The 23,014-nt window shown below is 53.4% G+C and carries 27 protein-coding genes; 21 read left to right on the forward strand and 6 right to left on the reverse strand.

Going from position 1 to position 23,014, the window contains the following annotated elements; genetic code table 11:
* Positions 1-10 precede the first annotated feature (10 nt).
* The 21 genes from rplR to OU789_RS00935 all read left to right on the forward strand — a co-directional run bounded on the left by rplR (position 11) and on the right by OU789_RS00935 (position 17,414).
* Positions 11-370: a 50S ribosomal protein L18 gene (rplR, locus tag OU789_RS00835; RefSeq protein WP_263954391.1), complete on the forward strand. Its 360-nt coding sequence runs from the start codon at positions 11-13 to the stop codon at positions 368-370.
* A 108-nt stretch (positions 371-478) separates the two neighbouring features.
* On the forward strand, positions 479-1,069 hold the full coding sequence (rpsE, locus tag OU789_RS00840; protein ID WP_263954390.1) for a 30S ribosomal protein S5: 591 nt from the start codon (positions 479-481) through the stop codon (positions 1,067-1,069).
* A gap of 11 nt (positions 1,070-1,080) precedes the next feature.
* Complete coding sequence (rpmD, locus tag OU789_RS00845) at positions 1,081-1,269, forward strand: 50S ribosomal protein L30 (protein WP_263954389.1); 189 nt, start codon at positions 1,081-1,083, stop codon at positions 1,267-1,269.
* Positions 1,270-1,397: 128 nt separating this feature from the next.
* Complete coding sequence (gene rplO / locus OU789_RS00850; RefSeq protein WP_263954388.1) at positions 1,398-1,877, forward strand: 50S ribosomal protein L15; 480 nt, start codon at positions 1,398-1,400, stop codon at positions 1,875-1,877.
* 103 nt (positions 1,878-1,980) lie between these two features.
* Positions 1,981-3,339, forward strand: coding sequence for a preprotein translocase subunit SecY (gene secY, locus OU789_RS00855; RefSeq protein ID WP_274652458.1), 1,359 nt, complete (start codon positions 1,981-1,983; stop codon positions 3,337-3,339).
* On the forward strand, positions 3,336-3,995 hold the full coding sequence (locus OU789_RS00860) for an adenylate kinase (RefSeq protein WP_274652460.1): 660 nt from the start codon (positions 3,336-3,338) through the stop codon (positions 3,993-3,995). Before secY ends, OU789_RS00860 begins: the two co-directional genes overlap by 4 nt.
* Before the next feature lie 191 nt (positions 3,996-4,186).
* Complete coding sequence (rpsM, locus tag OU789_RS00865) at positions 4,187-4,555, forward strand: 30S ribosomal protein S13 (RefSeq protein ID WP_263954384.1); 369 nt, start codon at positions 4,187-4,189, stop codon at positions 4,553-4,555.
* Between the two features lie 15 nt (positions 4,556-4,570).
* Complete coding sequence (gene rpsK, locus OU789_RS00870) at positions 4,571-4,960, forward strand: 30S ribosomal protein S11 (RefSeq protein ID WP_263954383.1); 390 nt, start codon at positions 4,571-4,573, stop codon at positions 4,958-4,960.
* 111 nt (positions 4,961-5,071) lie between these two features.
* Positions 5,072-6,088: a DNA-directed RNA polymerase subunit alpha gene (locus OU789_RS00875; protein WP_263954382.1), complete on the forward strand. Its 1,017-nt coding sequence runs from the start codon at positions 5,072-5,074 to the stop codon at positions 6,086-6,088.
* A 139-nt stretch (positions 6,089-6,227) separates the two neighbouring features.
* Positions 6,228-6,647 (forward strand): 50S ribosomal protein L17, encoded by a 420-nt coding sequence (rplQ, locus tag OU789_RS00880; protein ID WP_263954381.1) that lies wholly within the window; start codon positions 6,228-6,230, stop codon positions 6,645-6,647.
* Positions 6,648-7,071: 424 nt separating this feature from the next.
* Positions 7,072-7,683 carry an autoinducer binding domain-containing protein gene (locus tag OU789_RS00885; RefSeq protein WP_263954380.1) on the forward strand — a complete coding sequence of 204 codons (612 nt, stop codon included), beginning with the start codon at positions 7,072-7,074 and terminating at the stop codon, positions 7,681-7,683.
* A 61-nt stretch (positions 7,684-7,744) separates the two neighbouring features.
* Positions 7,745-8,332: an acyl-homoserine-lactone synthase gene (locus tag OU789_RS00890; RefSeq protein WP_263954379.1), complete on the forward strand. Its 588-nt coding sequence runs from the start codon at positions 7,745-7,747 to the stop codon at positions 8,330-8,332.
* 106 nt (positions 8,333-8,438) lie between these two features.
* Complete coding sequence (locus OU789_RS00895; protein WP_274652466.1) at positions 8,439-9,755, forward strand: replication-associated recombination protein A; 1,317 nt, start codon at positions 8,439-8,441, stop codon at positions 9,753-9,755.
* A 31-nt stretch (positions 9,756-9,786) separates the two neighbouring features.
* The gene (gene crcB, locus OU789_RS00900) at positions 9,787-10,158 is read left to right on the forward strand and encodes a fluoride efflux transporter CrcB (protein WP_274652468.1); all 372 of its coding nucleotides are present in this window, start codon (positions 9,787-9,789) and stop codon (positions 10,156-10,158) included.
* Positions 10,155-11,189, forward strand: a complete 1,035-nt coding sequence (locus OU789_RS00905; protein ID WP_263954376.1) for an RluA family pseudouridine synthase — start codon at positions 10,155-10,157, stop codon at positions 11,187-11,189. Before crcB ends, OU789_RS00905 begins: the two co-directional genes overlap by 4 nt.
* 7 nt (positions 11,190-11,196) lie before the next feature.
* On the forward strand, positions 11,197-11,841 hold the full coding sequence (locus OU789_RS00910) for an HAD-IA family hydrolase (protein WP_274652470.1): 645 nt from the start codon (positions 11,197-11,199) through the stop codon (positions 11,839-11,841).
* A 38-nt stretch (positions 11,842-11,879) separates the two neighbouring features.
* Positions 11,880-12,602 carry an ATP12 family chaperone protein gene (locus tag OU789_RS00915; protein WP_274652472.1) on the forward strand — a complete coding sequence of 241 codons (723 nt, stop codon included), beginning with the start codon at positions 11,880-11,882 and terminating at the stop codon, positions 12,600-12,602.
* 206 nt (positions 12,603-12,808) lie between these two features.
* Entirely contained in the window at positions 12,809-13,825 is a 1,017-nt protein-coding gene (locus OU789_RS00920) for an amino acid ABC transporter substrate-binding protein (protein ID WP_263954373.1), read from the forward strand.
* Positions 13,826-13,954: 129 nt separating this feature from the next.
* Positions 13,955-15,211, forward strand: a complete 1,257-nt coding sequence (locus tag OU789_RS00925; protein ID WP_274652475.1) for an amino acid ABC transporter permease — start codon at positions 13,955-13,957, stop codon at positions 15,209-15,211.
* A gap of 1 nt (position 15,212) precedes the next feature.
* A complete protein-coding gene (locus OU789_RS00930) occupies positions 15,213-16,610 on the forward strand; it encodes an amino acid ABC transporter permease (protein ID WP_274652477.1) in 1,398 nt (465 codons plus the stop codon).
* 12 nt (positions 16,611-16,622) lie between these two features.
* Positions 16,623-17,414 (forward strand): amino acid ABC transporter ATP-binding protein, encoded by a 792-nt coding sequence (locus tag OU789_RS00935; protein ID WP_274652479.1) that lies wholly within the window; start codon positions 16,623-16,625, stop codon positions 17,412-17,414.
* A gap of 52 nt (positions 17,415-17,466) precedes the next feature.
* Here the strand turns inward: OU789_RS00935 and OU789_RS00940 are convergent, their stop codons facing one another.
* The 6 genes from OU789_RS00940 to yidC form a co-directional block, all read right to left on the reverse strand.
* The gene (locus OU789_RS00940) at positions 17,467-17,958 is read right to left on the reverse strand and encodes a SixA phosphatase family protein (protein WP_274652481.1); all 492 of its coding nucleotides are present in this window, start codon (positions 17,956-17,958) and stop codon (positions 17,467-17,469) included.
* A complete protein-coding gene (locus OU789_RS00945; RefSeq protein ID WP_274652483.1) occupies positions 17,955-18,755 on the reverse strand; it encodes a sterol desaturase family protein in 801 nt (266 codons plus the stop codon). Before OU789_RS00945 ends, OU789_RS00940 begins: the two co-directional genes overlap by 4 nt.
* Positions 18,756-18,798: 43 nt before the next feature.
* Entirely contained in the window at positions 18,799-19,665 is an 867-nt protein-coding gene (argB, locus tag OU789_RS00950; RefSeq protein ID WP_263954368.1) for an acetylglutamate kinase, read from the reverse strand.
* A gap of 68 nt (positions 19,666-19,733) precedes the next feature.
* The gene (yihA, locus tag OU789_RS00955; protein ID WP_274654481.1) at positions 19,734-20,384 is read right to left on the reverse strand and encodes a ribosome biogenesis GTP-binding protein YihA/YsxC; all 651 of its coding nucleotides are present in this window, start codon (positions 20,382-20,384) and stop codon (positions 19,734-19,736) included.
* Positions 20,384-21,139 carry an MOSC domain-containing protein gene (locus OU789_RS00960; RefSeq protein ID WP_274652485.1) on the reverse strand — a complete coding sequence of 252 codons (756 nt, stop codon included), beginning with the start codon at positions 21,137-21,139 and terminating at the stop codon, positions 20,384-20,386. The genes yihA and OU789_RS00960 overlap by 1 nt, the downstream gene beginning before the upstream one ends.
* Positions 21,136-22,938, reverse strand: coding sequence for a membrane protein insertase YidC (yidC, locus tag OU789_RS00965; RefSeq protein WP_274652487.1), 1,803 nt, complete (start codon positions 22,936-22,938; stop codon positions 21,136-21,138). The genes OU789_RS00960 and yidC overlap by 4 nt, the downstream gene beginning before the upstream one ends.
* Between the last annotated feature and the right edge of the window lie 76 nt (positions 22,939-23,014).

The raw sequence follows: 23,014 nt of genomic DNA on the forward strand, positions 1-23,014 counted from the left end.
GACCCAGGACATGGCAAACAGCAAAAGAAATCTGTTTCTGAAACGCCGCCTGCGCGTTCGGAACAAGCTCCGCAAGGTGAACGCTGGTCGCGTTCGTCTTTCGGTGCACCGCTCCAACAAGAACATCAGTGTTCAGTTGATCGACGATGTAAACGGCGTAACTCTCGCCTCAGCTTCTACTCTCGAGAAGGATCTGGGCGTGGTTGGCAAGAACAACATCGACGCAGCAACAAAAGTCGGCGCCGCAATTGCGGAGCGTGGCAAGAAAGCTGGTGTAGAAGACTGCTACTTCGATCGTGGCGGCTTCCTCTTTCACGGCAAAGTAAAGGCTCTGGCCGATGCTGCGCGTGAAGGTGGCTTGAAGTTCTAAGACTTGCGGGCGGCGTTCTCGCCGCCCCGATGATCCGGGGGGCCGTTTCGGCGGCTTCACTTGGATTGAGTTTTTCTGGCGCACTGCGCCTTATGAAAGGAATGCCTCATGGCAGAACGTGAAAATCGTCGGGGACCTCGTCGCGACCGCGAAGAGACACCTGAATTTGCAGATCGCCTCGTTGCGATTAACCGTGTTTCCAAGACTGTTAAAGGTGGTAAGCGTTTTGGCTTCGCCGCTCTCGTAGTTGTTGGTGACCAAAAAGGCCGTGTGGGCTTTGGCAAAGGGAAAGCAAAAGAAGTTCCTGAAGCTATCCGCAAGGCGACAGAGCAAGCCAAACGTCAGCTGGTCCGCGTACCTCTGCGCGAAGGCCGTACACTGCACCACGACGTCGAAGGTCGTCACGGCGCAGGTAAAGTTGTGATGCGCACAGCACCACAAGGTACTGGTATCATCGCCGGTGGTCCAATGCGTGCTGTTTTCGAAATGCTCGGTGTTCAAGACGTTGTTGCGAAATCTATCGGTTCGCAAAACCCTTACAACATGATCCGCGCGACTATCGACGGTCTGACCAAAGAGGCTTCCCCTCGTATGGTTGCACAGCGTCGTGGTAAGAAAGTTGCTGACATTCTGGGTAAAGAGGCCGCTCCTGCTGCCGCTGAGCCTGCTGCCGAAGCAACTGAAGCTGCTGAAGCTTAAGGAGATACGACATGGCTAAAACTATCGTTGTTAAGCAGATTGGTTCGCCAATCCGTCGCCCCTCCAAGCAGCGCGAAACGCTGATCGGTCTGGGCCTCAACAAGATGCACAAAACCCGCGAGCTGGAAGACACTCCAGCCGTACGTGGCATGGTCGCAAAGATCTCCCACATGGTTGAGATCATCGAAGAAAAAGGCTAAGTGCCTTATCGGCTGATCCTGCAAGGGGTCAGCCAATGCCGTTCTATTGAGCGGAAGAGTTTTAATTGCAACGCCGCGTTTGCCCCAATCCGTCGCTGGGGGGCAGTTCCGGCAAAAGGAGAAGCGACATGAAATTGCACGAACTTCACGATAACCCAGGCGCAACAAAGCCACGCAAACGTATTGGCCGTGGTCCTGGTTCCGGCACTGGTAAAACTGGTGGCCGTGGTATCAAAGGTCAAAAGTCTCGCTCGGGTGTAGCCATCAATGGTTACGAGGGCGGCCAAATGCCATTGTACCAACGCCTTCCAAAGCGTGGTTTCAACAAGCCAAACCGCAAGAAGTTCGCGGTTGTGAACCTCGGCCTGATTCAGAAATTTATCGACGCGAAGAAGCTCGATACTAAATCTGCGATCACCGAAGATGTTCTGGTTGAGTCCGGCGTTGTTCGTCGTAAGCTTGACGGCGTTCGTGTTCTTGCCAAAGGCGAGATCACTTCCAAAGTGACACTTGAGGTCACAGGTGCGTCAGCTGGAGCAACCCAGGCTGTTGAAAAAGCTGGCGGAAAGCTCACAGTTACAGCAACTCCGAAGGCAGCGGCTGAATAAGCGCTTGTGAGCGGCTCTCTGGCCGCTTACATAAACATAAGTTTTCCAGCGCCGCCGACCGGAAAATGGTCTGGCGGCGCTTTTCGTGACAGGGAGAGGCCGAATGGCATCTGCAGCAGAGCAAATGGCGGCGAACATGAGCTGGGGCGCCTTTGGTAAGGCAACCGAGCTTCGTCAACGCATTCTTTTCACTATCGGACTTTTGATCGTCTACCGGATTGGGACATATATCCCTGTTCCGGGAATCGACGGATCGGAGCTTCGGAACTTCATGGAGGGCGCCGCTTCGGGTATCGGCGGCATTCTGTCGATGTTTACCGGTGGTGCGCTCGCACGGATGGGTATTTTTGCCCTCGGCATCATGCCGTACATCTCGGCATCGATCATTGTACAACTTCTGGCCGCGCAGTGGGCTCCGCTCCAGCAGCTTAAGAAAGAAGGCGATGCTGGCCGCAAGAAGATCAACCAATATACACGCTACGGCACGGTGCTCCTCGCGACCTTCCAAGCCTTTGGCATTGCAGCCAGCCTTGAGAGTGGCGGTCTTGTAACCGATCCGGGTTGGTTCTTCCGTATTTCCTGCGTTGTAACACTGGTTGGCGGTACAATGTTCCTGATGTGGCTCGGTGAGCAGATCACCGCACGCGGCATCGGTAACGGTATTTCCCTTATTATCTTCGTCGGCATTGTGGCTGAGGTGCCTGCGGCTGTGGCCCAGTTCCTTGCTCAGGGTCGTTCCGGGTCGATTAGCCCAGTGGTTATTATCGGCGTTATGGTGATGATCGTTGCGGTGATTGCCTTTGTCGTGTTCATGGAGCGCGCGTTGCGCAAAGTACATATTCAGTACCCACGCCGTCAGGTTGGTATGAAAATGTACGAAGGCAGCAATAGCCACCTTCCAATCAAAGTTAACCCAGCTGGTGTTATCCCTGCGATCTTTGCTTCGGCACTTCTTCTGTTGCCGACAACTCTCGCAACGTTCTCCGGCGGCACAACTGGTCCGGTCATGTCGACGATCCTCGCCTACTTCGGGCCGGGGCAGCCACTTTACTTGCTGTTCTTCGTTTCGATGATCGTCTTCTTTGCGTATTTCTATACACGCAACGTTGCCTTCAAGACCGAAGAAGTTGCTGAGAACCTGAAAAACCAAGGTGGTTACATTCCAGCGATTCGCCCGGGTAAGAAAACAGAAGAGTATCTCGACTATATCGTGACCCGTTTGCTGGTTATCGGTTCGGCCTACCTTGCGGCAGTTTGTCTCTTGCCTGAGATTTTGCGTTCACAATTGTCGATCCCGTTCTATTTTGGGGGCACCTCGGTTCTGATCGTTGTTTCTGTAACAATGGATACGATCCAGCAGGTTCAATCTCATATGCTGGCCCACCAGTATGAGGGCTTGATCGAGAAATCACGGTTGCGCGGCAAAAAGCGTGGCGGGAGAAAAGGGACGGCGAGACGATGAACATTATCCTGTTGGGACCACCCGGTGCCGGGAAAGGAACGCAAGCAAGAATTCTGGTTGAAGAGCGCGACATGGTTCAGCTCTCAACCGGCGATATGCTCCGCGCCGCCCGTACCTCTGGAACTGAAATGGGTAAGAAGGTTGCGGCTGTTATGGATGCAGGCAACCTCGTCACCGACGAGATCGTTATCGGCCTGATCGAAGAGCAACTTACCTCGACCGAAAGCAAGGGGGGGTTCATCTTTGATGGCTTCCCGCGCACATTGGCCCAAGCTGATGCGCTTAGCCAATTGCTCGAGCGCCTTGGTCAGACACTTGGTGCAGTTGTTGAGATGCGTGTAGATGACGACGCGCTCGTTGCTCGGATCACTGGGCGCTACACATGTGCAAACTGCGGCGAAGGGTTCCATGACGAACTGAAGAAGCCGAAGGTTGAAGGCGTCTGCGATAACTGTGGCGGAACCGAGATGAAGCGCCGTGCTGATGACAACGAGGAATCGCTGAAAACACGGCTTATGGCCTATTATCGCGATACCTCTCCGCTCATCGGCTATTACTATGCCAAAGGTGATTTGGCACCGGTAAATGGCCTCGGCGAGATCGACGAAGTAGCGGATGCAATCCGTGGCGTTCTCAAGCAGACAAAGGCCGCTTGACCTTATTGGGAAAAGAGCTTAAGTCGAGCCTTCCTAGACAAGAATCAGTTTTTGCCTTGGGGAACGCGACCCCGCAGCATTGAATTGTCTAATCAGAGATTCAGCGTAGCCCGCAGGCATCATGCCTTCGGGCTTATGTTGTGAAAAAAGGTTCTGGAGTTACGGAACCGCAACGAAAAGGAATATACAACGTGGCACGTATCGCCGGCGTAAACATCCCGACCCACAAGCGGGTCCCGATCGCCCTCACTTATATCACCGGAATCGGTAACACTTCCGCCAAAGAAATTTGCGAAGCAGTTGGCATCGACGCCTCCCGCCGCGTAAACGAGCTTTCGGACAGCGAAGTTCTGAACATCCGCGAGCACATCGACGCAAACTACAACGTCGAAGGTGACCTGCGTCGTGAGACTCAGATGAACATCAAGCGTCTGATGGACCTTGGCTGCTACCGCGGTCTGCGTCATCGCCGCAACCTTCCTGTGCGCGGTCAGCGTACACACACAAACGCTCGTACACGCAAAGGCCCTGCAAAGGCCATTGCCGGTAAGAAGAAATAAGGGAGGGTTGATCTAATGGCACGTGAAAAGGTTCGCGCGAAGAAAAAAGAGCGCAAGAACATTGCATCTGGTGTTGCCCATGTGAACAGCTCGTTCAACAACACCAAGATCCTCATCTCCGACGTACAAGGCAACGCCATTTCCTGGTCGTCCGCTGGTACTATGGGTTTCAAAGGGTCGCGTAAATCGACTCCTTACGCTGCTCAGATGGCTGCTGAGGACGCAGGTAAGAAAGCACAAGAACACGGCGTGAAAACGCTTGAGGTTGAAGTGCAAGGCCCAGGTGGCGGACGCGAAAGCGCCCTGCGCGCTCTGGCCGCGATTGGCTTTAACATCACGTCTATTCGTGACGTGACGCCGATGGCACACAACGGCTGCCGCCCACCAAAGCGCCGCCGCGTATAATTTCAAACTTGCTCGGGCTTGTCTGAACGGACAGGCCCGAGTTCGTCATTTTGATCCTCGGGTGTTTCCAGCTTAGGGACATGGGCTAGAAACAAGAATGGAGGCGACAGCATGATCCACAAGAACTGGCAGGAACTGATTAAACCAACGCAACTTGACGTTAAGCCGGGCAATGAGCCAGCACGTCAAGCCACTGTGATTGCCGAACCGCTTGAGCGCGGCTTTGGTCTCACATTGGGTAACGCTCTGCGCCGCGTTTTGATGAGCTCGCTTCAGGGCGCAGCTATCACAAGCGTGCAGATTGACAACGTCCTGCATGAATTCTCCTCGATCTCCGGCGTTCGCGAAGACGTCACCGATGTGGTTCTGAACCTCAAAGGTGTAGCGATCCGTATGGAAGTCGAAGGTCCGAAGCGCGTTTCGATCTCGGCTAAAGGCCCACAAATCGTAACAGCTGGCGATATTTCCGAGAGCGCAGGCATCGAGGTTCTGAACAAGGATCACGTTATTTGTCACCTCGACGATGGCGCAGACCTGTTCATGGAACTGACTGTTGAAACCGGCAAAGGCTATGTTTCCGCAGACAAGAACCGCCCAGAAGATGCTCCGATCGGCCTTATGCCTATCGACGCGATCTTCTCGCCAGTAAAGCGCGTTTCCTATGACGTGCAGCCTACACGCGAAGGTCAGGTTCTCGACTATGACAAGCTCACACTGAAGCTTGAAACAGACGGTTCGATCCCTCCAGAGGACGCTGTAGCATTCGCTGCGCGTATTCTTCAGGACCAGCTTGCAACCTTCGTCAACTTCGACGAGCCAGAATCTGCAAGCCGTCAGGAAGAAGACGATGGTCTCGAGTTCAACCCGCTTCTGCTCAAGAAAGTGGACGAGCTGGAACTGTCTGTACGTTCGGCAAACTGCCTCAAGAACGACAACATCGTTTATATCGGCGATCTGATCCAGAAAACCGAAGCAGAAATGCTCCGTACACCAAACTTCGGCCGGAAATCTTTGAACGAGATCAAAGAAGTTCTTTCCGGCATGGGTCTGCACCTAGGTATGGATGTCGAGGATTGGCCACCGGATAACATCGAAGATCTGGCCAAGAAATTCGAAGACCAGTTTTAAGAATATCGGGGGGTGGGCAAAAGCCTGCCCCTCGGTCCGAATGCCCGCCTATGCGGGGAACATCAGGGCATATGCCCCAAGGAGAGTGGCTGACACGCATCGGCTGCCAGACAAAGTAAAACGCTAAAGGAGATACACAATGCGTCACGCTAGAGGTTACCGCCGCCTGAACCGTACACACGAGCACCGTAAGGCGCTCTTTGCGAACATGGCTGGCTCGCTCATTGAACATGAGCAGATCAAAACAACACTTCCAAAAGCCAAAGAACTTAAGCGAATCATCGAGAAGCTGGTGACGCTAGGTAAACGTGGTGATTTGCACGCTCGCCGCCAGGCAGCAGCCCGTTTGAAGCAGGATGCATATGTTGCAAAATTGTTCGACGTGCTTGGTCCACGCTACAAAGATCGTCAGGGCGGATACGTTCGCGTTCTGAAAGCTGGCTTCCGTTATGGCGACATGGCACCGATGGCAATCATCGAGTTTGTTGACCGCGATGTTGAAGCAAAAGGCAAAGGCGACAAAGAGCGCGTTGCAGCAGAAGAAGCCGCAGCAGAGTAAGCTTTTCTAAAATTCAGAGCCGCGTGATCAACCTCACGCGGCTTTTGTTTTTCTTGCCTGTAGAGTCACGAAAGCCCCGTAAAAATACGGGGCTTTCGCTTTTCAACACACAATGTTGAACTAACTACTGTACCAACTATTACTCACGAACAAGCAAAACTTATTAATTTACAGGCTTGAGGCTTTCATTCCCTATTGGAAAGAATGACTCGTTTACTCCGCTCAATAACAAGCCAACATTTTCTAGACACGGTGCAATTGCACCCAAGAGGAATATTGGCCGTGATCAGCGCCTTCCGGCAGGGACATCAATCAAACAAGGGCATTGTTAACCTTTGAAATCATGATGTTGGCGCAAATCAAAATATTGATCGTAGGTACACTTTAAGGTTGACTGAGATTTCTGCAACTTGTCTAAAAAGACATGTCCAGTAAGATAGGCCTCGATTTAGAACTACATACCTTAGGGTTGCTCGCGCCAGCGGGTTACTTCGTAGGGCTGCATATTAGGTTCGCCTCTCCGCTTATGTCGTTCCAGACATACGATAAGCGGTGGACTGATTATTACACAGAGCAAGGCTATGCTCTGAGGGACCCCACAATCGCATGGGGCTTTAGTACGGAAGGCGCTAGTAGGTGGCGCGATTTCGGCTTTCCCGACCCGTTCGGAATCCTGGAGCAGGCAAAAGAATACGGCCTGAACTATGGGTTAACAGTTTCTTGCGGTCCGATCAGTTCTCGGACGATTGCGAGTTTTGCACACTCTGACCGCGAGTTCACAGATAGCGAGATCGAAGAGATCGAGCTAATCGTACGACGGCTTCACGCACTAACGGAGCCGCCGGAGAGCCTAACCAAGGCTCAAATCGAAGCCCTGCGATATATAGCAGATGGCGATCGGCATGCGGCGGCAGCTGCAAAATTGAATATCTCGGAGAGTGCCCTCAAGGCACGATTAACTGCGGCCCGGCAAAAATTGCTCGCCCGGACCACCGCAGAGGCAATTCAACGCGCAAAGGATTATAGGCTGCTATAGCAAAGACGGTCGTCGTTTGATCATGGGGCTTGGTACTAAATCAAGCTGGGGGATATTAACCATGCAGACGACTACACTATCTTTCGAAAACATGCACAATCACGGCGAACTATTCGCAAATCTGTTTAGAGCTCGCAAACAGTCGTTCATTGTGCAGAAGAATTGGGACCTCCCTGAGGCCCTTGGAATGGAGTACGACCAATATGACACTCCGGCGAGTCGCTGGATTGCCATTCACGAGTACGGCGAGGTTTACGCCGGTATTCGTCTGACACCAACTACCGCGCGCTGCGGTATCTATAGTTACATGATTCGGGACGCGCAGCGCGGCCTTCTCGGAACGATTCCGCAGGACTTGCTTTATGATGAAGCGCCTGTGGATGAAAATACGTGGGAAAGCACGCGAGTTTTCGTATCGCACAACACGCCACAACGGATTCGCCGTCGCGTTCATGCCTACATGGTTATGGCGATGCTGAAGTCTGCGCGTGAGTTGGGGGCAACCAACTTGATCGCACTCACCGCTGCAAACTGGCCGCGCTGGTTTGGGCGTTGCGGTTTGGATGCTGAAGCTGCTGGTCGTTCGATGTTTATCGGCGATGGCGACTTCCAGTGCGTCAAGATCGACCTGACACCAAAACTCCACTAGGCGTTGCCGGAGACAGGTTAGAAGACCCCAGAAAGAGGGAACCTTGCGCTTTGCAAGGCTCCCCTTTTTCGTTTCCAATTCTCAGGCGGGGGCATAGGTTTGGCTCATGTCTGATTTATTTGATTCTCCAGAAGCCGCAGACGCTTCGAAAAACGCACCGCGCCCTTTGGCGGATCGGTTGCGACCATCCACACTTAAAGATGTAATCGGACAGGAACAGGTTCTCGGAAGCGAGAGCCCGTTGGGCGTTATGCTTGCCTCAAACAGCTTGGGATCGATCATTTTTTGGGGCCCGCCAGGTGTTGGCAAGACGACGATTGCCCGTTTGTTGGCGGATGAAACCGAGTTGGAGTTCGTCCAGATCAGCGCGATCTTCACCGGCATGCCCGAACTCCGAAAAGTGTTTGAGTCCGCGAAGCTTCGCCGCAAGAATGGTCGGGGCACTTTGTTGTTTGTTGACGAGATTCATCGGTTCAACAAGGCACAGCAAGACGGCTTCCTGCCCCATATGGAAGACGGCACAATCCTTCTCGTTGGGGCCACCACAGAAAACCCCAGTTTTGAATTGAACGCCGCGGTGCTTAGCCGAGCGCAAGTTATGGTTCTGACGCGATTGTCCAAAGAGGATCTAGAGCGCTTGATGGAACGGGCCGAGCGGGAACTGGGATACGAATTACCTCTTGATGAGAGTGCGCGAGATGCCCTGCTTGAAATGGCGGATGGCGACGGTCGGGCGCTATTGAATTTGATCGAACAAGTCGCTGCATGGAAAACGGATGCACCGCTGGATAGCAAAGCACTTGCGCAGCGGCTTATGCGGCGCGCAGCGGTCTATGACAAAGGTGGCGACGAGCATTACAATCTAATTTCCGCGCTTCATAAGTCGGTGCGAGGCTCTGATCCTGATGCGGCGCTGTACTGGTTTGCACGGATGCTAAAGGGTGGGGAAGACCCGCGATACCTTGCCCGCCGTATAACGCGCATGGCTGTCGAAGACATCGGCTTGGCCGATCCAGCCGCACAGGCGCATTGCTTGCATGCATGGCAGGTTTATGAGCGGCTTGGCAGTCCCGAAGGGGAGTTGGCGCTGGCGCAGGCCGTGGCGTACCTCGCGCTGGCCCCAAAGAGTAATGCTGCTTACGCAGGGTACAAAAAGGCAATGGCGGCAGCGGCCAAGACCGGCTCTGAACCGCCGCCCAAGCATATTCTCAATGCTCCTACGAGTTTGATGGAAGAGCAGGGATATGGCGCCGGTTATGCCTATGACCATGACGCCGAAGATGGCTTTTCGGGTCAGAACTATTTCCCCGAAACGATGGATCGCCCATCACTCTATGAGCCTGTAGAGCGCGGATTCGAGCGAGAGCTTAAAAAGCGGCAGGAATACTTCGCGAAACTGCGAGCAAAACGGCAGAACGGTTGACAATGGCTGCGTTAAGCGCAAAACCCCACCGATGTTACTAACCCTGATATATGTTGCCGTTGGTGGAGCGATTGGCGCTGTTGCACGATTCCTTTTTGGGTACACGTCGGTGCGCGCATTTGGCGAGAGTTATCTTCTTGCTACATTGCCTATCAACGTCGTTGGGTCCTTCTTGATGGGCATTGCGTTTGTGGTGCTTGCTGGTCGTGAACCATGGGTGCCGCTCTTGATGATAGGTGTGCTCGGCGGGTTTACTACATTTTCGTCCTTCTCCCTTGAGGCGCTCAAGCTTTATTCAAGTGGGCAGGTCGGAACGGCGGCGTTGTATGTTGTATTGTCGGTAGTTCTATCATTGGCAGGCGTAGCGCTAGGGGTTTTCATTGCGAGAGGTTTGGCCGGATGAGCGGTGTTCAGCACATTACAATTACCGAGGAAGATAACGATCAACGGCTTGATCGGTGGTTCCGTCGGAACTTTCCGCAAGTTAGCCAAGGTCGCATCGAGAAGCTGTGCCGAAAGGGCGACATTCGCGTCAACAAAGGCCGTGTGAAGGCCTCAACACGCCTTGAAACAGGGCAGGTGGTTCGCGTGCCGCCACTTCCGACCGCGGGGCAGATTACGGCAATGCCAAAGCCGCCCGCACCGATGTCTGCTGAAGATGCAGAGATGATGCAGAAGTCGGTGATTTACAAAGATGACTATCTAATCGCGATCAACAAGCCGCCCGGTCTGCCAACACAAGGCGGAACCAACCAGACGCGTCATGTTGATGGATTGGCCGATGCGTTGCGCTTTGGTTTGGACGAAAAACCTCGCCTTGTTCACCGCCTCGATAAAGACACCTCTGGCATCTTGTTGCTTGCCCGCACACGTGCATCGGCAGCCGCGCTCACCAAAGCATTTCGCGATCGCGAAACCCGCAAGATTTACTGGGCCGCGGTTGCAGGGCAACCAAAGCCAAATATGGGAACAGTTCGCTTCGGACTGGTGAAGGCTGGCGGTGATTACGAGCGGATGTATTGCGTGCATCCTCGCGATATCGACACGACAGAGGGCGCAAAGCGCGCAACAACCGATTACGCGGTTCTCTCCGCTCTTGGCGGACGCGTGACGTGGGTTGCGCTTGTGCCGATCACCGGGCGAACCCACCAGCTGCGCGCTCATATGGCCGAACTTGGGCATCCGATCATCGGCGATGGCAAATATGGCGGGTCGGGTCAGGAAAACCTTGGCGACGGTTGGGGCGCACAATTGGGTGGTGATCTTTCGAAAAAGCTGCACCTTCATGCGCGGTCTCTTACGATGACACATCCATTTACAGGTGCAAAACTCGCATTTACTGCGCCGCTTCCCAAACATATGAGCCACACGTGGGATACTTTGGCATGGGCACCCGAAGATGTGCCTGCTGATCCATTCAACGAAGAGTTTTAAGGTCGGAATGTCTGCGCCCCTCAAACTGATCTTGTTTGATGTCGATGGTACGCTTGTCGATAGTCAGCATCATATCTTTGATGCGATGTGCGCGGCATGTGCGCGCGTTGAATTGACGCCACCATCACGAGAAGAGGTCCTCTCTATCGTTGGGCTTTCGCTCTCTGTCGCGGTCGAGAAGTTGATGCCGAACGCCGGCGCTGCGCAACGCGATCAGATGGTCGAAGCTTACAAAGACGCATTCGTGCAGCAGCGAGCGGATTTGGGTACGGCCGCAACGTCTCCGCTGTATCCGGGTGCCGAGGAGGCGATCCGCGCGTTACACGCGGTTGATGAAAATATTCTTGGCGTTGCGACGGGCAAAAGCCGGCGCGGACTTGACCACATTCTTGAAGGGCATGGGTTTTCTACGCTCTTTATCACCCAGCAAGTCGCGGATGATCATCCGAGTAAGCCACACCCGTCTATGGTTCAGCGCGCATTGTTTGAAACGGGTGTTGAACCTGAGAACGCGGTAATCATTGGCGACACCAGCTTTGATATGAAAATGGGTGCGGCAGGTGGAATTCGTCGCATCGGTGTGGACTGGGGGTATCATTCCCGCGATGAGTTGGTAGATGCCGGAGCCGAACTGGTGCTGGAAGGCTATTAGCAGCTCATTCCCGCACTTGACCGAATGTGGAGGACAGCATGAGCGAGTGGGCAGCAAAACGTTTCTGGCAGAACGCAGATATTGAAACCTGCGAAGGTGGATATCGAGTACTTTTAGATTCGCGAAAACTCCGCACGCCGTTCAAGGCCGAACTGGTCGTGCCGTCAAAACCGATGGCAGAGGCGATAGCGGCAGAGTGGCAAGCGCAGGAAGAAAAGGTCGACCCGTCGACAATGCCTGTCACACGCGCGGCGAACTCGGCAATTGATAAGGTGATCCCGCAGTTTGACGACGTGGCAGCGATGCTTGCGGAATACGGCGGGACAGACCTTCTCTGTTACCGTGCGCCATCGCCAAAAGAACTGGCGCAAAAGCAGGCGGAAGTGTGGGACCCGTATCTAGACTGGGCGAGGCAAGAATTCGATGCGCCGCTAAACACCGGCGCGGGCGTGATGCATGTTGCGCAATCTGAAAAAAGCACAGCGAATCTCTCGCGTGTTGTCTTTGAAATGTCGCCCTTCGAGCTCGTTGGCTTTCATGACTTGGTGACCATATCTGGCTCACTTGTGCTTGGACTCGCGGCCACTCAAAACCTGCGTCCAGTAAGCGAAATTTGGGCCGCAGCGCGAGTCGATGAAGACTGGCAAGAAGCTCAATGGGGCGTTGATGACGAAGCAGCGGCCAACGCAGCAGCCAAACGCGAAAGTTTCGAGGCAGCACATCGGTTCTTTCATTGGGCTCACAAAATAGAACCAAATTAGGCCAACTGTCCGAAAAGTGTGCGATTTGTTTCGTGTCAATGCCTGTTATTCAAGCGTTTTTCCTTTGCGCCCCTTGACCTTTTGGAAGGAAATTGCCCAAACTGATTGCGCTGAAACTGGGGAGACCTGTTTTCAATGTTTCGTACTTGGCGAGCAATCGCCACTCCAACCGTCCAAAAAGGGCGGAAATTCAGGAAGAGGTAAAAATGAAAAAATCCGTAATTCTAGGCGCTATCACTGTCGCCGGACTGGCTGCTGGTGCAGCAACTGCCGGTACAGTTGATGACGTCAAAGCACGTGGTAAGCTGAACTGTGGTGTGACAACCGGTGTTCCTGGCTTCGCTGCGCCAGATGCAAACGGCAACTGGGCTGGATTTGATGTTGCTGTATGTCGCGCCGTAGCGGCCGCCGTTCTGGGCGATGGCACAGCTGTAGAATTCATCCCGACAACTGGTAAAACACGCTTCACAGCGCTCGCTTCCGGCGAGATCGATCTGTTGGCTCGTAACACCACATGGACATTCAGCCGCGACGTCGACCTGAAGTTCGACTTTGTTGGCGTAAACTACTACGACGGCCAGGGCTTCATGGTTCCGGTTGAGCTTGGTGTTTCCTCCGCGAAAGAACTCGATGGCGCAACTGTTTGTATCCAAACCGGTACAACAACAGAGCTGAACTTGGCCGATTTCTTCCGTGCCAACAACATCTCCTATGAGCCAGTGCCAATCGAAACAAACGCTGAAGCTCAGCAGCAGTACCTTGCTGGCGCTTGCGACGTTTACACAACTGACGCTTCCGCGCTCGCTGCTACACGTGCAACTTTCGAAGCACCAGACGCACACATGGTTCTGCCAGAAATCATCTCCAAAGAGCCACTTGGCCCGCTTGTTCGCCACGGCGACAACGAATGGGGTGATATCGCACGCTGGACTCTCAACGCTCTGATCACTGCTGAAGAGCTTGGTGTTACATCTGCTAACATCGGTGAGATGGCAAACGGCACAAATAACCCTGAGATCAACCGTCTGCTTGGTACAGAGGGTAACCTTGGCGAGATGCTCGGCCTCGACGCCGACTGGGCAAAACGTGCGATCATGGTTGAAGGTAACTATGGCGAGATCTTTGAAAAGAACATCGGTCTCAGCACACCAATCGGCATTGCGCGTGGTCTTAACGCACAGTGGACAGATGGCGGCCTGATCTACTCGCCTCCATTCCGGTAGGATCCTAAAAGCAAAGGGCGCGGTTTTCCGCGCCCTTTCACCAATAAAAACAAGATCAAATAGAAAACACTCTGGCGATATGAGTGCAGGAAATGCACCGGCAAGCCATGAGCTGACGGGGATGTCTTCATGACAACACTAACCGACCCACCTAGGGAGTCGTTTCGGCTATCTATGCTGATTTACGATACCCGCTATCGGTCGTTGACCATCCAAGTGGTTGCGCTGATCGGATTTATGGCTTTGGCCGCATGGCTGGTGTCAAACACCGCCAACAATCTTGCAGACCTCGGAAAAGAGCCTTCTTTTGCCTTTCTGAATGAGCCTGCAAGCTATGATATTAACCAACGGCTAATCGAATACACGTCGCGCGATTCTCATTGGCGCGCCGCTGGTGTTGGCCTGCTAAACACGCTTCTCGTTGCGGTTCTTGGCTGTATCACAGCGACCATCCTCGGCGTGGTTATCGGCGTGCTAAGGCTCTCGAACAACTGGCTCGTGGCAAAGATCATGACCGTTTATGTCGAGATGTTCCGTAACGTACCGGTTCTGCTGTGGATCGTGTTTACAATGGCGATCCTGATCGAAACCTTGCCGGCACCACGTGCCTTTAGGGGAGATAACCCTGAAGCCTCTATGCTTCTCGGCGATTCGGTCGCGATTACGAACCGCGGTGTTTATATCCCTGAAATCCTCTTTAGTCGAAGCCTTGGCAATGTCGATTTCTTCGGATTTTTCAATGTGAGTCTTGATCTGATCGCAATTGGCGCTGTTCTGATTGCGGGGATTTTGATTTCCAAGCTTATCACCCGCCGCGCGAATGTTATTCAGGCCGCAACGGGCGATCGTCCTGTCACATGGTACAAACGGCTTGGTGTTATCTGTATTCCAACACTGCTTGTGCTTTGGATTTTGGGATATCACCTCGGCTACCCTGAACTTAAGGGCTTCAACTTCTCAGGTGGTACTCACCTGCGGAACTCGCTGATTGCTTTGTGGTTGGCACTGTCGGTCTATACTGCGGCGTTTATTGCAGAGATTGTGCGTGCCGGGATTATGTCGGTGTCCAAGGGACAATCCGAGGCGGCTTCCGCGCTCGGCCTAAGCTCTCGCCGGACAATGAACCTCGTGATTTTGCCACAGGCGCTTCGCGTGATTATTCCACCGATGATTTCAAACTACCTGAACCTGACCAAGAACTCCTCGCTGGCGATTGCCGTGGGTTACATGGACATTACCGGCACGCTCGGTGGTATCACCATGAACCAAACCGGCCGCGAGCTTGAGAGTATTCTCTTGCTTATGCTGATCTATCTCACGATCTCGTTGAGTATTTCGGCGGTCATGAACTGGTACAACAACTCAGTCAAATTGGTGGAGCGGTAATATGTCAAATATCGAATTTGTCCGCACAGAAATGCTCCCCGAGAAGGAGCCTCCCGCAAGCACGGTGGGCCCGATCGGCTGGATGCGTGAAAACCTGTTCAATGGCATCTGGAACTCGATCATTACGGTTCTGTTTGTCTTGGCGATCGTCTGGACCGTCCTTAGCCTTCTTGGCTGGGGCATCCAGCCGACATGGAATGCAAAGTCCTTGTCGGAATGCCGCGAGATCATCGCAGCGACCGGTTACACCGGCCATAGCGGTGCATGCTGGGGCGTAATTAACGACCGATGGTTGCAACTTCTTTATGGGTTCTATCCTCTTGATGCGAACCTGTTGTCGGCGGTTTCGGGCGCAAGCGCGGCGGAAATCCTCGCCGATCCACGTGCTCACGTCGCGACACCAATCGTTATGATTCTCGGATACTGGAGACTGAACCTCGCGATCATCCTGATGTTCGTTGGTTTGGCCCCCGTCCTGATTGAGCGTGCGCCGCGTAAACTGCTGATCGTGACCGTTCTTTTCCCATTCATCGACGTTTGGTTGATGTGGGGTGGTTCGATTTGGGGGCCTGCAATGGCTTTCGTGGGGTTTGTACTCGGGTACTTTGCGTTCAAAATCCTAGCGCCTATCGCCGGAACGTTGATTGCGGTCATCATGTCCGCCGTGGTTCCGATCATTTGGTGGTTGTTCCTTTCAGGAAGTGCGGCGTCAATTTTTGCCGGCAGCCCGATTGATCTGACGTTGGAGCCTGTTTCAAGCCGTCAGTTTGGCGGGTTCTTCCTGTCAATTTCCATCGGTGTTGTGGCGATCCTTGGTTCGCTACCGCTTGGGATTGTTCTCGCGCTTGGCCGTCAATCGGACCTGTTCATCGTAAAGGCGCTCTGTGTTGGCTTTATCGAGTTCATCCGAGGTGTGCCGCTGATTACGCTGCTGTTTGTTGCGAATAACCTGCTCAACATCTTCATGCCCCCTGGCACAAACTTTGACGTGATCCTCAGGGTTATGATCATGGTGACGCTCTTTGCAGCGGCCTATATGGCTGAAGTTGTTCGAGGTGGCCTCGCAGCTCTTCCCAAAGGGCAGTACGAAGCGGCAGATGCGCTTGGCCTTGATTACTGGAAGGCGCAACGTTTGATCATCATGCCACAGGCACTCAAGATCTCCATTCCGGGCATCGTGAGTACCTTTATCGGCGTGTTCAAAGATACAACGCTTGTGTCGATCATCAGCCTCATGGACCCCATCGGACTATCCAATGCGATCCGGGCAAACCAGGAATGGAACGGGATTGTGTGGGAGCTCTACGCTTTCATCGCGCTTCTCTTCTTCGTCGTTTGCTTCTCAATGTCACGTTATTCCATGTTCCTGGAGCGCAAGCTTCAGACTGGCCATAAATAAGGAGTTCACACTATGTCTGAACTTGCTACAGCCCGCGAAATCGATCGCTCCAAAATGAAGGTCTCTGATGAGGTCGCGATCCAGATCAACAACATGAACAAGTGGTACGGGACGTTCCACGTTCTGCGCGATATCAACCTGACAGTTAATCAGGGCGAGCGGATCGTTATTGCGGGGCCTTCGGGTTCCGGTAAGTCGACGCTAATCCGCTGTATCAACCGTCTTGAGGAGCACCAGCAGGGCGACATCATTGTTGACGGTACCGAGCTAACATCGGACCTTAAAAACATCGACAAGATCCGTCGCGAAGTGGGGATGTGTTTCCAGCACTTCAACTTGTTCCCGCATCTTACGATCCTTGAAAACTGTACTCTCGCGCCGATTTGGGTTCGTAAGACCCCTCGAAAAGAGGCCGAGGAAACAGCGATGCACTTCCTTGAGAAGGTCAAAATTCCGGAGCAGGCCAACAAGTACCCCGGCCAACTTTCCGGCGGTCAGCAGCAGCGTGTGGCGATTGCGCGTTCGCTCTGCATGAAGCCGCGGATCATGCTCTTTGACGAGCCGACATCCGCGCTTGACCCCGAGATGATCAAGGAAGTTCTCGACACAATGATCGAGCTCGCCGAAGAGGGCATGACAATGCTCTGCGTGACGCACGAGATGGGTTTTGCCCGTCAGGTGGCGAACCGCGTTATCTTTATGGATGCGGGTCAGATCGTTGAGCAGAACGAGCCTGAAGAGTTCTTTAACAATCCGAAGTCCGAGCGAACAAAGTTGTTCCTCAGCCAAATTCTCGGCCACTAAAGACCTCGATATACAACAAAGAAAGCCGGCGCCTTGCGTCGGCTTTTTCTGTTTAAAGCTCGCGTGGAATAATAAAATCCAAAACCTGACCAGTGCCTATTTCGAGCTCACGCCAGTCAGATATATCAAAATCAACGACAGTCGTTGCACAAGTTGGATAATCGAAAAAGCGCCCGTGTTCTGGCGGCTGACTCACCATTGCCTCTGCAAACGCTGCGATTCCCGGGTTGTGCCCGACAACGAGCACTGTTTGCGCTGTTGCTGATTTTAGAACCTCAAACATCATGGCTGCAGATGCGTGATAGAGCTTTGCTTCAAGCCTGACTGGAACTACATCGGGCCAAGCCTCGGCAACCAACGCATTTGTTTCGCGGGTGCGAGTTGAGTCTGAAATTATGGCCTGTTCCGGAATGTAGCCGAGCTCTTTGAGGTATGTCCCAATCTTTGGTGCGGCGCGTTTGCCGCGCTGGCTGAGCGGGCGCTCATGGTCGGAGCACATACCATCCCAATCGGATTTCGCATGGCGCATCAGAATGAGTCTCATGGCTTCGGTTCCCTAAATGGCATCGAAAGCGCCGCGCCAAGCGTTTTGGGCGTCTGCTGGTCATAGGAAAGCCCAATGGGCATGGTTTCATGTGGTTCGGCGGGCTGGGCAAGGTAGGTGCCGAAAACCTTGTCCCAGATCGACAATGCGAACCCGAAATTTCGGTGATGTTCTTTTGGATGAATTGAGTGGTGCACGCGGTGCATGTCCGGCGTTACCAGAACGAGGCGGACGATCCTGTCGACGCCAGCAGGTAGTTTGATATTTGCGTGATTGAAAAGCGCCGTGCCATTCAACAGAACTTCAAACGCAACAACAGCAATCGCCGATGGGCCGAGCAGATAAACCAATCCAATTTTGAGCAGCATAGACAGAGCGATTTCGATGGGATGGAACCGAATAGCGGTTGTAACGTCCATTTCTTCGTCAACGTGGTGAACTTGATGTAGGCGCCACAAGATTGGGACGCGATGCATGAGCAGGTGTTGGAACCAGATCGCCAGATCAAAAACAAGTATCGCCACGATAAACTCTATCGCCGCGGGCCATTCAGTGGAGTTAAGGAGCCCAACGCCACGCGCTTGTGCGTCAATCGCTGCTCCAACGGCTAAAAGCGGAACAATTACCGACATAAGCCGCAGCGTGACTGTGTCGAGTAGGACAATGGACCAGTTTACAAACCACCGCTGTTTGCGTTTTTGCCCACCCTTGCGCCGTGGCCAGAAGACCTCGATCGCAGCAAAGCAAGCGAAGAGCCCGAGAAAGACAGCGAGGCGAAGTGTTGTTTCGGAATTCATACCTCAGAGTGCCGAGGATTTAGCATAGATGCAATCCCGAGCGCTATCCTTGACGGATAATTGAGCCAGCGCCATGCTCGGTGAAAAGCTCAAGCAAACAAGCGTTTGGCGCGCGCCCATCCAGAATAACAGCCGCCCGAACACCTTGGTTTAGCGCGTTCAGAGCAGTTTCGGTTTTCGGAATCATACCGCCTGCGATTACGCCTGCTTCGGTGAGCTCGTGGACGTGGGATGCTGTGAGTTCGGTAACAACTTCTCCGTCTGCGTTCTTGACGCCAGCGACGTCGGTTAGAAGCAACAGGCGATCTGCCTTCAAAGCGCCAGCGATAGCGCCTGCCGCCGTGTCGCCATTTACGTTGAAGGTTTCGCCGTTCATTCCTGCGCCGAGCGGTGCGATGACTGGGATCATGTCTGCTTTGAACAAAGTTTCGAGAACGCCTGTGTGCATTTTGACAGGTGTTCCGACGAAACCAAGATCGGGATTGGTTTCTTCACAAACCATGAGGTTCGCGTCTTTGCCCGACAGGCCAACCGCACGGCCGCCTTGTTCGTTGATGGCCTGAACAATCCGCTTGTTTACGCGTCCGGACAGAACCATCTCGACAACTTCCATTGTCGCTGCGTCGGTAACACGCTTGCCGTTCACGAAATCGGATTTAATCTCGAGCTTGTCGAGCATTTCGTTAATCATTGGCCCGCCGCCGTGAACGATAACGGGATTCACGCCGACCTGCTGCATCAACACGATGTCTCGCGCAAATGTTTCCATCGCCTCGTCCGAGCCCATTGCGTGTCCGCCGAACTTGATTACGACTGTCGCGCCTTCGTAGCGCTGCAGATACGGCAGAGCCTGAGACAATGTTCGGGCGGTGGCAATCCAGTCACGGTTCATAGCGTCTTGTTTCTTCATTTTTGAATCCCTCGGGCTGTAGCCCTTGGTACTGGTTTTGCTAGATTATTCCAAGGCTTGCGTCTGGTTTAAGAGAGCGTTGCGATGAGTGTCCGCAAGGTTTCGATCCCGATGCCTTTGTCAGAGCTTGTCAGCACAATTTCCGGATAGGCCGCAGGATGCTTTGCAAGCGCACCACGTACTTGCTCCAGAGTTTTGTCCAGCTCGCCTTTTTTGGGCTTGTCTGTCTTTGTTAAAACGCACTGGAACGTCACAGCAGAGCTATCAAGCAGACTCATGATCTCCTCATCCACCGGCTTGATCCCGTGACGGGAATCTACGAGGACGAAGGCGCGTCGCAGGTTCGCACGGCCAGACAGATAAGCTTTGAGAAGCTTTTGCCATTTCGCCACAACCGCAACAGGCGCGTTGGCAAAGCCATACCCAGGAAGGTCAACGAGGTAGTGCGAATCGGCAGCCGTGAAGAAGTTTATTTCTTGGGTGCGTCCCGGCGTGTTTGAAGCGCGTGCCAGCGCCTTTCGACCAGTTACTGCATTGATAAGGGTTGATTTTCCGACATTTGATCGCCCCGCAAAACAAACTTCGCATCTATCGCCAGGAGGCATGCCGTCCATCGCGACGACACCTTTCAAGAATTCGGTCTCGCCGGCAAAAAGCATGCGGCCTTTCTCTTTGGCGAAAGCGTCCGGCTCTTCAGCAATTGGAAAACTCGGTGTCATCATTGGATTTCAACCTTATCGGAAACTGAAATTGTACCACCCTTGGTGACTTCGGCAAAAACACCAAAATCGGTGTGACCCCAGTTTTGCTTGAGAGCGCCCAATGTGTCTAGGTCACGGTCACCTGTATCTGGGTTCGCTTCGGTTGCACGGCATCTGCCGATGTGCTCGGTAACGTTAAGCTCAACGTCACCAATGCGGATGGACTTGCCAAGGAGGCCACGTTCGCCCCACGCAGGAATACCGTCGATCCAGAGGTTCCCACGGAACCGGCGCGGATCAAGAGGTTGCCCAAGCTTTTCAGAGAGATCGCGTAAGGATGCCAGATTTAGGATGGAAAGCCATGGCTTGGACTGGTCGGTTATGCCTTGGCCTGATGCGCGAATAATACCTGTGGGTCTGGGTCTACCTTCCGGCGTCAAGGAACTAACCCAATTCAAAAACTCAGCTGCCTGTTGGTCTGGCGAAAATGAAATTGGTGAAAGATCCGGATGTGTCAGCGTGATGACCTGTTTGGCGGCATCAAGCGTGGCGTCGATGGCCATTAACTTTGGAACACCCGCACCGCGAGAAAAGTTGCGGCAGGAAACCCAATTTGTCCCATCAGTTTTCGCGGCCTCATGAGGTACGGCCCAAACGCGATCCCACGGCAAGGTTTCCCCCGCCGTGAGATTTACTGTTTCAAGCGCCTCTGCACCGTGCGCCTTAATTGGGTGGCGCCAGATTTGGGCAAGTGACGGGCTTGCCGTTGTCATTTTGCGTTCCGGCGGAACTTCTTCATGCCAGACGTAATGTTTTCAAAAACATTCGGCTTGATGCCTTGGCTGCGCATAATCGCGTACTGCTGGATGAATGTGATCGTGTTGTTCGCAATCCAGTAGAGCACGAGACCCGACGCAAAGTTTCCAAGCATGAACATGAAGACCCATGGCATCCAAGCCATAACCATCGCCTGTGTCGGTTCGGTGGGGGCGGGATTAAGCTTCTGTTGGAGCCACATGGAGATACCGAGAATGATCGGCAGTACACCCAGCGAGATAATCGCCAGAAGACTAGAAGGGTCGGGCGCATCAAAGGGTAGCAAACCAAACAGGTTCAGAATCGAGCTTGGATCTGGAGCCGAAAGGTCGCGAATCCAGCCGATCCAAGGTGCGTGACGCAATTCGATGGTTACGAAAATCACCTTGTAGAGCGAGAAGAAGATCGGGATCTGAAGAAGAATTGGCAAACAGCCGGAGGCCGGATTTGCTTTCTCGCGCTTGTAGAGCGCCATCATCTCTGTTTGGAGTTTCTGACGGTCGTCCCCCGCGCGCTCTTTGATTTTCTCCATCTCTGGCTGCAGCTTTTTCATCTTAGCCATAGAGACGTAGGACTTGTACGCCAGCGGCAAGAGAAGTGCCTTGATGATGATCGTGAGCGCAATGATCGACCAGCCCATATTGCCGATGAAGCCGTTCAAAGTGTGAAGCAGCCAGAACATTGGTTTTGTGAGGAAGAAGAACATGCCCCAGTCGATCGAGTCGAGGAAACCAGATACGCCGCCCTCGTTCTGGTAATCGCGGATCAGGTTCCATTCTTTTGCCCCGGCAAACAACTGGGTCGAGACCGCAATCGTACCGCCGGCAGTGACGTCCATCACAGGAAGGCGGGACTCTGTTGTGTAGACCTTGTGACTATCCACATATTTTGCGACCGAGGTGAAGGGTTGCTCGCGTCCTGGGATGAGCGTTGTCATCCAGTACTTGCCTGTAAAGCCAACCCATCCGTTTTCGGTTACGTCGATCGGCTCGACACGCGCATTTTCGCGCTCCGAATAATCCATATCGGGAATATTCTTGTATTTGATTTCTTCAAGCTTCTCGTCAGACATCCGTACGACGCCCTCGTGAAGAATGAAGAATCCGATTGTTTCCGGCTCGCCATGCTGTGTGATCATCCCGTAGGGGTACAAGCGTTTGGCTGAGTCTGTTGTGTTTGTCACGGATTGCTCGATCGAGAACATATAGTCCGCGTCAATCGAGATCTTGCGTTTAAAAATGAGGCCTGCGCCATTGTCCCAAACAAGGGTGACTGGCGTGTCTACGGAAAGCTTTTCGCCTTCTTCAACGGACCAAATTGTTGCACGTCCCGGAACGAGAGATGGGTCAAGACCACCAGCGGGCCCCCAGCCATACAGAGCGTAATAAGGCGCGTCGGAGTCTTCCGGTGAGAGAAGGGTTACGAGTGCTGAGTCTGGCTCGATTGTTTCGCGGTAGTCCTTGAGACTCAAGTTGTCGATACGGCCGCCGAGCGTAGAAAGCGAACCGATGACCCGATCTGTTTCAATCGGAATCTCGATAGCTTTGGACGCTGGTTCAACCTCTGTCACCGTCGCCGGTGCGCTTGATCCATCAGCGTCTGCAACAGGAGGCGTCAGGCCGCCATCGTTTTCCGCAACCGCATTTGCGTTAGGGTCAACAATTGGCTCAGGCTGTGGAACGAAGAAAGACCAGCCGAGCAGCACGAGAAGACTCAAGGCAATTGCTAGAATTAGGTTTTTATTCTGATCGTCCATTGAACCCGCCATATTCCAGAGAAAACACAGAGAGGTTCAACCTGTCAGCGCCTAAAAGGTCAAGCTGTTTCCAATA

Source organism: Halocynthiibacter sp. C4, assembly GCF_028823805.1.
GTDB lineage: Bacteria > Pseudomonadota > Alphaproteobacteria > Rhodobacterales > Rhodobacteraceae > Falsihalocynthiibacter > Falsihalocynthiibacter halioticoli.

What these genes read in the sequence shown, in the direction of transcription:
- secY (WP_274652458.1), top strand. Translation starts at nt 1,981, where the DNA reads ATGGCATCTGCAGCAGAGCAAATGGCGGCGAACATGAGCTGGGGCGCC.
- OU789_RS00860 (WP_274652460.1), top strand. Translation starts at nt 3,336, where the DNA reads ATGAACATTATCCTGTTGGGACCACCCGGTGCCGGGAAAGGAACGCAA.
- yidC (WP_274652487.1), bottom strand. Translation starts at nt 22,938, where the DNA reads ATGGACGATCAGAATAAAAACCTAATTCTAGCAATTGCCTTGAGTCTT.
- OU789_RS00875 (WP_263954382.1), top strand. Translation starts at nt 5,072, where the DNA reads ATGATCCACAAGAACTGGCAGGAACTGATTAAACCAACGCAACTTGAC.
- rplO (WP_263954388.1), top strand. Translation starts at nt 1,398, where the DNA reads ATGAAATTGCACGAACTTCACGATAACCCAGGCGCAACAAAGCCACGC.
- crcB (WP_274652468.1), top strand. Translation starts at nt 9,787, where the DNA reads ATGTTACTAACCCTGATATATGTTGCCGTTGGTGGAGCGATTGGCGCT.
- rplQ (WP_263954381.1), top strand. Translation starts at nt 6,228, where the DNA reads ATGCGTCACGCTAGAGGTTACCGCCGCCTGAACCGTACACACGAGCAC.
- yihA (WP_274654481.1), bottom strand. Translation starts at nt 20,384, where the DNA reads ATGACACCGAGTTTTCCAATTGCTGAAGAGCCGGACGCTTTCGCCAAA.
- OU789_RS00930 (WP_274652477.1), top strand. Translation starts at nt 15,213, where the DNA reads ATGTCAAATATCGAATTTGTCCGCACAGAAATGCTCCCCGAGAAGGAG.
- OU789_RS00905 (WP_263954376.1), top strand. Translation starts at nt 10,155, where the DNA reads ATGAGCGGTGTTCAGCACATTACAATTACCGAGGAAGATAACGATCAA.
- OU789_RS00920 (WP_263954373.1), top strand. Translation starts at nt 12,809, where the DNA reads ATGAAAAAATCCGTAATTCTAGGCGCTATCACTGTCGCCGGACTGGCT.
- OU789_RS00945 (WP_274652483.1), bottom strand. Translation starts at nt 18,755, where the DNA reads ATGAATTCCGAAACAACACTTCGCCTCGCTGTCTTTCTCGGGCTCTTC.
- OU789_RS00890 (WP_263954379.1), top strand. Translation starts at nt 7,745, where the DNA reads ATGCAGACGACTACACTATCTTTCGAAAACATGCACAATCACGGCGAA.
- rpsE (WP_263954390.1), top strand. Translation starts at nt 479, where the DNA reads ATGGCAGAACGTGAAAATCGTCGGGGACCTCGTCGCGACCGCGAAGAG.
- OU789_RS00935 (WP_274652479.1), top strand. Translation starts at nt 16,623, where the DNA reads ATGTCTGAACTTGCTACAGCCCGCGAAATCGATCGCTCCAAAATGAAG.
- argB (WP_263954368.1), bottom strand. Translation starts at nt 19,665, where the DNA reads ATGAAGAAACAAGACGCTATGAACCGTGACTGGATTGCCACCGCCCGA.
- OU789_RS00925 (WP_274652475.1), top strand. Translation starts at nt 13,955, where the DNA reads ATGACAACACTAACCGACCCACCTAGGGAGTCGTTTCGGCTATCTATG.
- rpsK (WP_263954383.1), top strand. Translation starts at nt 4,571, where the DNA reads ATGGCACGTGAAAAGGTTCGCGCGAAGAAAAAAGAGCGCAAGAACATT.
- OU789_RS00940 (WP_274652481.1), bottom strand. Translation starts at nt 17,958, where the DNA reads ATGAGACTCATTCTGATGCGCCATGCGAAATCCGATTGGGATGGTATG.
- rplR (WP_263954391.1), top strand. Translation starts at nt 11, where the DNA reads ATGGCAAACAGCAAAAGAAATCTGTTTCTGAAACGCCGCCTGCGCGTT.
- rpmD (WP_263954389.1), top strand. Translation starts at nt 1,081, where the DNA reads ATGGCTAAAACTATCGTTGTTAAGCAGATTGGTTCGCCAATCCGTCGC.
- OU789_RS00960 (WP_274652485.1), bottom strand. Translation starts at nt 21,139, where the DNA reads ATGACAACGGCAAGCCCGTCACTTGCCCAAATCTGGCGCCACCCAATT.
- OU789_RS00910 (WP_274652470.1), top strand. Translation starts at nt 11,197, where the DNA reads ATGTCTGCGCCCCTCAAACTGATCTTGTTTGATGTCGATGGTACGCTT.
- OU789_RS00895 (WP_274652466.1), top strand. Translation starts at nt 8,439, where the DNA reads ATGTCTGATTTATTTGATTCTCCAGAAGCCGCAGACGCTTCGAAAAAC.
- OU789_RS00885 (WP_263954380.1), top strand. Translation starts at nt 7,072, where the DNA reads ATGTCCAGTAAGATAGGCCTCGATTTAGAACTACATACCTTAGGGTTG.
- OU789_RS00915 (WP_274652472.1), top strand. Translation starts at nt 11,880, where the DNA reads ATGAGCGAGTGGGCAGCAAAACGTTTCTGGCAGAACGCAGATATTGAA.